The following is an 11,615-nucleotide window of genomic DNA, read 5'->3' on the forward strand; positions in this document are numbered from 1 at the left end:
CAAATACCCCTCTAGTTTAAATATTGACTAAGTGAACTAAGCATCACTTTCTTATTAATATACACTTTTCTCAATTAAGTCAAGTATTGCTCTCATAATTAAGGGTGGCCACAAGGCCACCCTCATTATGAGTAATATCACTTCTTAAGCCATGCAGTCTCTTTTGGAGTCTTCTTTACGAATGGTCTTGCAAGGGCCTGCTTAGCGCCATTAGGAAGAATGTACTTAAGCTTCTCTTCTGCCTTTCTCATGGTTGAAGCATCAGGGTTGTCCCTTGTGAGCTTGATGGCGTCGAATTCGCAACGTGTTGTGCAAAGTCCGCAACCGATACACTTGTTAGGATCAACAATAGATGCACCACAGCTAAGACAACGTGAAGTCTCCTTCTTAACCTGCTCTTCTGTGAATACAAGCTTTGTATCACGGAAGGAAAGCTTTCCATCAGTGTTCTTGTTGCCAGGAACCTGACGTCCAACATGGTCATAATCCTTAACTGAAATATCATCCTTGTTAAGCTCAATGAAGAAGCTTGGATCACGTCCGATTGTGAGTGAAGAATGAGGCTGTACAAATCTATGGATAGACTCAGCACCTTCTTTACCACAAGCAATAGCATCAATAGCAAATCTTGGTCCGTAGAACATGTCTCCACCAACGAAGATATCAGGAACTGTTGTCTGGAATGTGATCTTATCAGCAACAGGAGCAGGTCCTCTGAACTCAACGTTCTCATCCTTAAGAAGGTCTCCCCAAACGGTAGCCTGACCTACTGAAAGGATAACGTTGGAGCATGCGATCTCCATTGTGTCATTCTCATCATACTTAGGATCGAAACGTCCCTCAGCATTCTTAACCTGAGTACACTTCTTGAATACGATGCCCTTAACCTTACCGTTCTCTGTAAGGATCTCCTTAGGTCCCCAGCCGCCTCTGAACTCAATGCCTTCAGACTCAGCAAGCTCAATCTCCTCAGGAAGAGCAGGCATGATGTCACGGGTCTCAAGAGAAACCTGAGTGATCTTAGGTGATCCGCAGCGAAGTGCTGTACGGCTAACGTCGATAGCAACGTTACCACCACCGATTACAACTGTATCGCCAGTAAGCTTGTAGTTCTCATCATCGATTACATCGTGAAGGATATCTACACCCTTGATAACGCCCTCAGCGTCTTCTCCGGGAACATTTACTCCACGACCGCCCTGGCAGCCGATAGCAATGTAGAATGCCTTATAGCCCTCTTCACGAAGCTGCTTAAGTGTGATGTCCTTACCTACTTCAACACCAAGACGGATATCAACACCAAGCTCCTTAAGAACATCTACCTCAGCCTCAACTACGTTCTTCTCAAGAACGAAGGAAGGAATACCATAAGTTACCATTCCGCCGGGCTTCTTGTTCTTCTCGAACAGTGTTGGCTTGTATCCCTTAAGTGCCAGGTAGTATGCACAGGAAATACCTGCAGGACCTGCACCAATAATAGCAACCTTCTCGTCAAAGCCGCCACCAAGCTTAGGAATAACCTTCTTAGGAATATATCTTGTATCTGCGTTTAAGTCACGCATAGCAACAAACTTCTTAACCTCATCGATAGCAAGGGCCTGATCGATAGTACCTCTTGTGCAGGCATCCTCGCAGCGACGGTTACATACATGTCCACAAACTGCAGGAAGCGGATTGTACTTCTTGATAAGAGCAAGAGCCTCATCATATCTGCCCTGTGAAGCCATCTTGATATAGCCCTGTACAGGAAGATGTGCAGGACAAGCTGTCTTACAAGGAGCAGTACCTGTCTTGTGAGTATTGATACGGTTAATGTCACGGTAATCCTCAGTCCACATATCCTGTGACCACTTCTGCTCAGTAGGAAGAGGCATCTTAGGATAAACAACCTCCTGGCCATTCTTCTTGCAAAGCTTCTGTCCAAGAGTTGCAGCACCGGCAGGACAAACCTCTACGCAACCACCACACGCAACACAGGCATCCTTGTCAACGTGTGCAACATAAGCAGAACGTGACATGTTAGGTGTGTTGAAGAGCTGTGATGTACGAAGTGCATAGCAGACATTTACATTACAGTTACAGATAGCAAAGATCTTCTCCTGGCCATCAATATTTGTGATCTGGTGAACGAAACCGTTATCCTCAGCCTGCTTGAAGATCTCAAGAGCCTCTTCCTTAGTGATATAATGGCCATCCTTCTGTGTTTCAACAACATAGTCAGCCATATCACCGATAGCGATGCACCATCCTTCAGGATCATCTGCGCAACCCTGCTCAAATGTCTTTCTTGATCTTCTGCATGAGCAAGGTGATGCAGCATATTTTCCCTCGTAGTAATCAAGCCAGTAGGAAATCTTCTCAAGATTGATGGAAGATCCCTGCATATCAATAGCCTTCTCAACAGGGATAACATGCATACCAACACCGGCTCCGCCCATAGGAACCATGTGTGTAAGACCCTCAAGAGGAATACGGCTCATTCTCTCAAAGAAAGCACCAGCCTCAGGATGTGCCTCTAAAACTTTGTGGTTCATGTTACCGAACTCAGCTGATCCGGGAACGTACATAGGAAGTACATACTGCTTCTCATGCTTAGGATTCTCATAGTTCCACTCGATAACGCCGTTATAAGACATCTCATCAAGCTGCTTCTGAAGCTCTTCCTTGGAATAATTAGTACAAAGAGCTGCAATCTGCTCGAAAGTCTTTGGCTTACGCTTTTCAAGCTTAAGAGCGATCTCACACTGCTCATCTGTGATCAGGTTGTAAAGGCCCCAATACTCAGGGCTCTCTTTTGTGATCTTCTCAAGGCCAAGCTTGATCTCTTTTCTGTCTGTTACAGCCTTTGAGAACCTTGCCAGTGGCTCACGGAAAGGCGCATTCATATCAACGGTTTCAGGAATGATCCCTGCTCTTGGATCCTTTTTGTTACGATTTGGATCAAGAGAATAAGGAGTCATCAGATCGTTCATATCAAAATTATTCATATCCATCTACTCTACCCTCTACTTTCTAAAATTATAAGCGTTTAATCTATATCAAGTGGCTGCTATCTCTTTTATCAAAAATTCATTGCCCTTTAAGAGATAGGTGTGTTCACTGCCACATTTTGGACATATCTTGCCATATGTTACTGTCTCATATTCGCTCTTACAATCCTCACAAAACGTGACTGCAGGAAGAGTCTCAATAATAAGCTCAGCATCCTTCATTAGTTCAGTTCTGTCAGCTGCCCACTTCCAAGCATCAGTTAAAAGAGATGGAACAACTCCTGAAACCTCTCCCAGCTGAATAGTTACTGAATGGATCTTCTCCAGTTCATTTTCCTTACCAAGATCAGTAAGGTCATCAATTATGCGGAAAACAACTCCAAGTTCATGCATAGTTCTATCCTAAATAACCTTTTCTTCAAACAAACAAATAGTTACATTTTGAGCGAAAAATACCGGGCGATAATACAAGGATAAAGATAAACTTCCCCATGTTTATCGTCCGGCATCTCCATAGTCTCATTGCCTAAATAATATTATTTCATCTGAGCATCGATCTGCTCTGAAAGCCAATCTGCCCACTCATTTATGCCTTCCCCTGTCTTGGCACAGATAGGAATTATCTTAGCCTTAGGGTTACGCATAAGGATGTACTCCTTACATTTCTCCATGTCGAAATCGAAATATGGAATAACATCAATCTTGTTGATGAGAACCACATCACAAATGGAGAACATCAGTGGATACTTAAGTGGCTTATCATGTCCCTCGGGAACTGAAAGGATCATGGCATTCTTGGTGCTTCCTGTATCAAACTCTGCAGGACATACAAGGTTTCCTACATTCTCAAGGATGGCAAAATCCACATCCTCAACACCAAGCTCCTTGATACCCTGCCTTGTCATGTCGGCATCAAGATGGCACATTCCACCTGTATGAAGCTGGATCGCTTTAACTCCAGTTGTTGCAATTGTCTTAGCATCAACATCAGAGTCGATATCAGCTTCCATAACACCGATCCTGTACTTGTCCTTAAGGGCCTCAATTGTTCTGGTAAGAGTTGTTGTCTTACCTGATCCGGGACTGGACATAAGGTTCAAAAGAAATGTCTTAGACTCCTTAAGTTCACCCCTGAGTTTATCAGCATCCTTATCATTACTTTCAAAGATGCTTCTCTTTACTTCTATAACTCTAACGTTATCCATTTATACCTCTGCGCGCTCCATAGCAAGGTCGAAGTCCTTAGTTCCAACAAATACTTCGTTAGCATAAGGGTTCTTGCCCATCTTAACAGATCTCTTGATAATCTCTGCGATGCAGATTACATTGATTGCAATTGAAAGAACTGCAACAACACCCTGAGCTGTAGGATTAGCTGTGATTCCAAGTGCCGAAATAGCCTCACCTGCTGCAGCAGTCTTACCTGCGCCGCTCTGATAGATCTGCATAGCTGAGTTGTAAAGCATCTCAGTGTTAACACCAGCAGCTGTAGCTCCACCGTAAACTGAAGGAAGAGCTGCCTGGAACTTACCAATAAGCTGGAATGTAGGAACAACCTGAGCCCACATGCACCAGATAGCAAGTGTGTTAGCACGGTTCTGGATCCAAGCACCCTTGTTCCAGAAAGCGTTAGCAAATGTAGGAGCAAGAAGAAGTGCAACACCACAGTACCATGTGTGTGTAGGAAGGTTGAGGTATGTGTACTCAAAGTTCCATACATCATAAGCAAGGATGAACCATACTGTCATATCAGGCCAAAGCATATCTGCGTGGTTCTTATCCTTTGAAGAATAAAGGTGAATACATCCTGTCATGCAGAAGATGTTGATCATACCCGCAAGAGCGTTAACAATGTTCCACCATCCACCATAGATGAATACGCCTTCGTTTGATGCCCACCAAGCGCCTGAGAAGTCGCCAGTGATCTTGAATGCTGCAAGAGCAGACTCCATATCAGAAACGTTAGCGATCATGATGTTAGCAGCAACGATGAACCAAGGGAACCACTTGAACCATTTCTCCTTGCCGATGCCCCATTTGTACTTGATCATCATGAAGCCTACGCAGCCAATATCAGCAGCATAAAGCTTGAAATAATGGAACCAGCCATCCATGTATGCAACAGTAGGATTTGCTTTTCCACCAAACATACCAAGATGTGCAAGAATAAAGTAAACTGTAAGAATTGTAGGAATGATGACGAAAACTAACATTCCGCCAGCCTTGGTCCTACGGCCAATCTCGTTCATGAGAATAAGTCCCACAAACACCAGTACCCATCCAATGAGCTGCATTGGAGCACTGCTTCCATAGAGTTGGAATAACATACTTAAAAACCTCCTTTTATATTGCTTTAATTTTAAATTGTGCAATATTTAACTAACTAACTCAGTATAGCATATTGCACAATTATTATCAATATTAATTTACTAAAATTTGTATAAAACGGGGCACTGTTTTAAAAAAAACGGTTTCCCACAAATCACTAATCTTCTAAATCAAATAAATTTACTTTTGTAATATCGTTTTATTTCTTCTTTTCAGAGTTTTGCAGAGTCAATGCCCGTAGATATTCCAAAGTGTGAAAAGCGATCCCCATATCATGATGGGAATATTCACTTATAAGATCCTGGTAATTATCATTAACAGCATCAATACCATCCTTGTAATAAGTGATAGAATTATTGGTCTGTGAAAGAAGCCCCGGCTGAAGCTCATAAGCATTGATGATACGTTTCTTGTACCATCTGGCAAGAGCTGCTTCTCTTTTTATATTCTCTTTCTCTGAGCCCTTATAATAGTTCATGACAATTACGCCATCAGTTTCACTGACCAGCTGTCTAAGCACCTTTTCCCTTCCTGAAGTATCATAGGAATACGGTACACAAAGATAAACGCTCAAAGGAACCTCATCCTCTGCCCTCTCCTCCATGACCTTAACTACATTATTGGTGTACTGTTCAAGGAGTTCATCCGGGATGTTGTGCCATTTTTTCAAAAGATATGGCTCAATATCAAAAACAACGCCTTTGATCTTATGTTTTTTACTTAATCCCATATTGAAAGATCTTGTCCTATCCAGAACCGTTTTCATGCTGGCATAGTTCTCTTCATAGCACCATTCCGGTTCACCGGCTAGGACGTAAACGTCAATACCATTTACTGCCATTTCTTTCAGAAAACGATGCACTTCCTCATCAGATATTTCCGGAGCAATGTACTGATAAACTTCCGTGATATCATTCTCCTTCATACACCTTATATCAGCCTCGTTAGGAAGATGATCATAAGAGAAAACGCCTGCCCCAAAAGGATAGTCACTTTCTTTGGCAGGTTTGAATGCAAATCCCGTCATAAGTAGAAATGCCACAAGGCTTAACAATATGCAGTTTAAACGCTTCCCCCTCTTATGCAAAAAGTTTCCTCTTTCTGTCAATCATCTCTTCAATATTGTCCATGTAGAGTTTGACATCTTTTACATTGTCGCAACGTTCTATCCTGCCACCCTCACCATAAACTCTCTTGGTGACCGTTCCGGCTCCAAGTGCAACAATTGACTGGACTTCCTCATTTATCAGAATATTATATATACCGGCTTTTCCCGGTCTTGCATATCCTGTATTCTCAAAATTACCACTGATGTTCTTTTGCCTGTAGAGATAATAAGGTTCAAGTCCAAGATCTAAGGCGCCCTTCCTTGCAATCTCCATCATCTCTCCGGTGTTGTTCATGGATTCCAGCATGGTGGTCTTCATTTCGCCCCTGAGTTCTCTTTCCCTGATAGCTTCAAAAAGCCTGGAACCACGCTTAATAGCCAGTGAATGAACAGTCAGATCATCAGGACCAAGTTTCTTTATCTCATCTATCGTATGTTGAACATCTGATGCATCTTCTCCGGGGAGCCCTAAGATAATATCCATATTGATATTGTCAAAGTCCTCTTCCCTTGCCATGTTGAAGGAATCAATAAGCTGCGCCACCGTATGCTGTCTTCCAATAACCCTTAGAGTAGCATCGCTCATGGTCTGAGGATTTACCGATATTCTGGTAACCCCCATCTCCTTCATAGCCTTTAGCTTCTCTCTGGTAATGGAGTCCGGACGCCCTGATTCAACCGTAAACTCTTTTACATGAGAAAGATCAACTCTTTCCCTGAGATAACCTATAAGCTCTCGAATCTGATCAGGTTCAAGGGTTGTGGGTGTTCCTCCTCCAATATAAACAGTATCAAGGGTCTTTCCGGCAAAATCCTTCGCCACATAATCAATCTCTTTTTTCAGGCAGGAAATGTAATCATCAACAATTCCTTTAAATGCTCCTATTGGATACGAAGTAAATGAACAATAAAAACAGGTTGTAGGACAGAATGGTATTCCAATGTACAGACTGTATCCATTCTGATAATCAATGTCTTTTAAAACCTGCTTCTCTCTTCTGGCGATGTCAATGCTTAAGTTTATCTTCTCATCGCTGACAAGATAAGTATCCTTCATATACCGAAAGATCTCTTCATCACTTTTGCCTTCATCAACCAGGTTCATGGCTATCCTGGTGGGACGAATTCCGGTAAGATCTCCCCAGGGAAGGATTTTACCGGTCTTTTCTGAAAGTGTAAGGTAAATATCCTTTTTGAGGTCATTCTTACTCTTATCTACATCAATAAAGGATATTTCATCCTCAGGTGAAACATCCTTTTCTTTTTCAGCGTTAAAGCCCTTTTCTCCTACAATTACCCTGACATCCTCGTCGGGATAAAATGCTTTGAAAAGGGAATGAATATCATATTGGTACTTGTCTTCTTTAATATATATTACTTGCATTTTCTTAAATAATAAATGGGTTGTACTGTTTCTCATGACCAATGGTGGTCACTTCGCCGTGTCCAGGATATACAACAGTATCATCCGGCAGCACAAAGAGCTTCTCCTTAACAGAACGAATCAGTTCACTTGTGGAGCTGGTAGGAAAATCTGTTCTTCCGACTGATTCATCAAACAGCGTATCTCCGCTAATAAGAATATCGTCCTTTTCAAAATAAAAACAGCAGCTGCCGGAAGTATGTCCCGGAGTTGCAATAAGCTTACAGGATAAGCCTGCAGCTTCAATGATATCTCCATCATTATAAGTTATATCAGGAGAAACGGCGCAGTCTGCACCAAAGTCATTGGAAAGGTTAAGGTATTTATCCTTACAGATTGCCTCTTCCTTTATGTAGCAACCAACCTTAACTCCTGTAATCTCACGAAGCTTGTCCACTCCTCCAATATGATCAAAGTGGCCGTGAGTCAGCAAAATGAGATCTATCTTAAATTTCTTTTCCGTAAGGGCGTCGAAAATCCTCTGACCCTGATCTGCAGGATCGAATAAGATACAGTGCTTAAAGCCCTCTGGATCTTCCTGATTCTCCTTAAAGACAAAATAGCAGTTGGTGCCCACCATACCAAGGGTAAACATTCCAACGTTAGTCTCTTTTTCAGCCATCAGCCTGTAGTCCTTTCAATGTCGATGACAGAATCGATCTGTCTGATCTTATCAACAATCTCACGAAGCTGAGCCCTTGATGATACCTGGAAGGATGTTTCCATTGTTGCAAGTCCCTGTTTGCTGGTCCTTGTGTTCATGGAAATGATATCGATATCTTTCTCTGTAAGAGCTCTTGAAACATCAGCCAGAAGACCATGTCTGTTATTGGCAAAGATCTTAATGGTAGCAGCATATTTTCCACCGGAAGCAGCTGTGTCGCTCTGCCATCTGGCTTCGATAAGCCTTGTCCTGTCTTCTTCCTGCATCTTAACTACATTGATACAGTCCTTACGATGGATCGATACGCCTCTTCCTCTTGTGACAAAGCCGCAAATCTCATCTCCGGGAACAGGATTACAGCATTTAGAAAATCTAACTGCCACATCATGAACACCCTTAACAATGATCTCATTGTCAGAACCTGATACCTGAGGAGTAATATGGCTCTCAGCAACTGCTGCAAGAACCTCCTCATCAGTGATGTTCCTCTTGTGCTCCTTATCTCCAAGCTCTAAGAGCTTATTGATGATCTGACCTTCCTTGAGTCCTCCATGACCAACTGCTGCAAGAACTGCATCCCACTCGTGGAAGCCGTATTTCTTGGTAACTATAGCCTGATACTCTGGTTTGGCGATTATAAAGTAGTCCAGTCCTTTACTCTTACAATACTCAATGAGAAGCTCTTTTCCCTTGGTAATGTTCTCTTCCTTGAGCTCGTGTCTGAACCACTGATTGATCTTATTCTTAGTAGAGGTAGCCTTTGCAATAGCAAGCCAGTCTCTTGACGGTCCTCTGGAATTCTGGCTGGTTACAACCTCAATTCTGTCACCGTTCTGGATCTTGTAATCAATAGGAACCAGTTTGCCATTGACCTTGGCACCGATCATCTTATTACCAACAGCGCTATGAATGCTGTAAGCAAAGTCGATAGGTGTAGATCCTGCAGGAAGGTTCTTAACTTCACCTGTAGGGGTAAAGCAATAAACATCCTCAGAAAACAGGTTAAGGTCACTCTTAAGAAGACTCATGAACTCCTGGTTATCAGAAAGATCCTGTTGCCATTCAAGAATCTGACGAAGCCAGATGAGCTTCTCCTCTTCACCGCTTTCAGACTTCTTGCCGTCTGAAGCCTCTTTATATTTCCAGTGGGCAGCAATACCGTATTCAGCAGCCCTGTGCATATCATAGGTTCTGATCTGAATCTCAAAAGGCTGACCAGTCTGTCCAATCAGTGTAGTATGAAGCGACTGGTACATATTAGGCTTTGGCATTGCTATGTAATCCTTAAATCTACCGGGAATAGGCTTATAAAGCTCATGGATTACACCAAGGGCTGCATAGCAGTCTTTTACAGTATCAACAATGATACGGATAGCGAAAAGATCATAGATCTGATCGAGGGTCTTGTTCTGGTTGCGCATCTTCTTATAGATACTGAAGAAGTGCTTAACTCTTCCGTTAACCTCACCCTTGATACCTGCATCAGCTATGTTCTTACGAACATTCTCACAGATTTCTTCAACGTAGCGCTCACGCTCGCTCTTTCTGATAGCAACCTTATCTACCAGATCCCTGTATACATCAGGCATCAGATATTTAAGTGAAAGGTCATCAAGTTCAACTTTGATCCTGCTGATACCAAGTCTTCCTGCAATAGGTGAATAGATATCCAACGTCTCCTGCGCAATTCTTTGCTGCTTCTCAGGTGGCATATGGGCCAGAGTTCTCATATTATGGAGTCTGTCCGCCAGCTTAATAAGGATGACACGGATATCTTTAGCCATAGCAAGGAACATCTTACGCAGGTTCTGAGCCTGCATATCGATCTGTTCCTGAGTTTTATTAGTATTATCTGTAGTCAGCTGCAAAGCTGTCAGTTTGGTAACACCGTCAACAAGTAGTGCTACGTCTGTTCCAAAGGTCTGTTCAATCTCTTCATTGGTGCAAATGGTATCTTCAACGACATCATGAAGAAGACCTGCTGCAATGGTCTCTTTATCCATTTCCAGGTCAGCCAGGATAATTGCAACACAAAGAGGGTGAATGATATAAGGTTCACCCGACTTACGTGTCTGTCCCTCATGGGCAGCAGCCGCCTGATGATATGCCTTTTCAATAAGAGAAATATCATCTGAAGGGTGATACTTTCTTACCCTTTCGATAAGACCCTTATATAGGCAATCCGGAGACTGAAACTCAGGAGTGGCTTCAATTTTTCCGTCATCGAAGTTTTGCGCCATTAAATATTACTTCCCTTCGTAGCTAAGCGCTGCATCTAATCTGTATTTGCTAAGTCTCTCTCTTCCTTTGAGACCCTTAAGCTCCATAAGTACAAGAATACCGGCAACCTCACCACCAAGCATCTCAACGAGCTTGATCATAGCCTCGATAGTTCCACCTGTAGCCATAAGGTCGTCTACAAGAAGAACCCTCTGTCCAGGCTGGATTGAATCCTTGTGAAGCTCTAAAGTAGCCTGACCATACTCAAGATCATAGGATACTTCAACTGTCTCGCAAGGAAGCTTACCCTTCTTACGAACAGGAACAAGAGCCTTTCCTCTGTTATATGCAATAGGAGCACTGAAGATAAAGCCTCTTGACTCAGCTCCGAGAACAACATCAAAATCAAGATCCTTAACAAGGTCCTGCATCTTGTCGATAGCAAGCTTGAATCCATCAGGATCCTGAAGAACTGATGTGATATCCCTGAACATTATTCCTTTCTCTGGAAAATCCGGTATTGTACGTACATAATCCTGAAGTTCTTTCATTTCTGATAACCCTCTCTAAACATTATATTTTGTTACTATTCAGAGCCAAGCGGAAACATTTAAAAATACAAATGTTGAGTTTACTCAAACAGATGCATTTTTAAATGTTTCCATTTGGCGGACATCCAACAACTCGAAAACGTATGCGTTTTCGAGTCTTGGCTCTGAATAGTACATACACTCGACATTATATTATATCACAGATATTATCGCTGTACCAATTTATTGCAATAAAAGAGAGCTGGAAAAGGGACTTGAACCCTCGACCTACTGATTACGAATCAGTTGCGCTACCGACTGCGCTATTCCAGCTCGTTCATAAACCCAATAA

General features: G+C 42.5%; 9 protein-coding genes and 1 tRNA gene. All 10 read right to left on the minus strand.

Translation table 11 applies throughout. The annotated features are described in order from the left end of the window. Positions 1 to 137 precede the first annotated feature (137 nt). The 10 genes from BO18_RS29675 to BO18_RS29720 all read right to left on the minus strand — a co-directional run bounded on the left by BO18_RS29675 (position 138) and on the right by BO18_RS29720 (position 11,596). Positions 138 to 2,885, minus strand: coding sequence for an FAD-dependent oxidoreductase (locus BO18_RS29675; protein WP_034452595.1), 2,748 nt, complete (start codon positions 2,883 to 2,885; stop codon positions 138 to 140). A gap of 153 nt (positions 2,886 to 3,038) precedes the next feature. Then, a complete protein-coding gene (locus BO18_RS29680) occupies positions 3,039 to 3,383 on the minus strand; it encodes a hydrogenase maturation nickel metallochaperone HypA (RefSeq protein ID WP_034452344.1) in 345 nt (114 codons plus the stop codon). 143 nt (positions 3,384 to 3,526) lie between these two features. Continuing rightward, positions 3,527 to 4,195 carry a hydrogenase nickel incorporation protein HypB gene (gene hypB / locus BO18_RS29685; protein WP_034452348.1) on the minus strand — a complete coding sequence of 223 codons (669 nt, stop codon included), beginning with the start codon at positions 4,193 to 4,195 and terminating at the stop codon, positions 3,527 to 3,529. Continuing rightward, positions 4,196 to 5,317: a DUF5692 family protein gene (locus BO18_RS29690; protein WP_034452350.1), complete on the minus strand. Its 1,122-nt coding sequence runs from the start codon at positions 5,315 to 5,317 to the stop codon at positions 4,196 to 4,198. Positions 5,318 to 5,517: 200 nt separating this feature from the next. Then, complete coding sequence (locus BO18_RS29695) at positions 5,518 to 6,405, minus strand: hypothetical protein (protein ID WP_034452353.1); 888 nt, start codon at positions 6,403 to 6,405, stop codon at positions 5,518 to 5,520. Then, complete coding sequence (hemZ, locus tag BO18_RS29700; RefSeq protein WP_034452355.1) at positions 6,398 to 7,810, minus strand: coproporphyrinogen dehydrogenase HemZ; 1,413 nt, start codon at positions 7,808 to 7,810, stop codon at positions 6,398 to 6,400. Before hemZ ends, BO18_RS29695 begins: the two co-directional genes overlap by 8 nt. Positions 7,811 to 7,814: 4 nt before the next feature. Beyond that, on the minus strand, positions 7,815 to 8,471 hold the full coding sequence (locus BO18_RS29705) for an MBL fold metallo-hydrolase (RefSeq protein ID WP_051689305.1): 657 nt from the start codon (positions 8,469 to 8,471) through the stop codon (positions 7,815 to 7,817). After that, complete coding sequence (locus BO18_RS29710) at positions 8,471 to 10,753, minus strand: RelA/SpoT family protein (protein WP_034452357.1); 2,283 nt, start codon at positions 10,751 to 10,753, stop codon at positions 8,471 to 8,473. The genes BO18_RS29705 and BO18_RS29710 overlap by 1 nt, the downstream gene beginning before the upstream one ends. A 6-nt stretch (positions 10,754 to 10,759) precedes the next feature. Next, entirely contained in the window at positions 10,760 to 11,284 is a 525-nt protein-coding gene (locus BO18_RS29715; protein WP_034452360.1) for an adenine phosphoribosyltransferase, read from the minus strand. A 239-nt stretch (positions 11,285 to 11,523) separates the two neighbouring features. Further along, positions 11,524 to 11,596: transfer RNA gene (locus BO18_RS29720), tRNA-Thr, on the minus strand. Positions 11,597 to 11,615 lie beyond the last annotated feature (19 nt).

Source organism: Butyrivibrio sp. AE2032, from assembly GCF_000702965.1.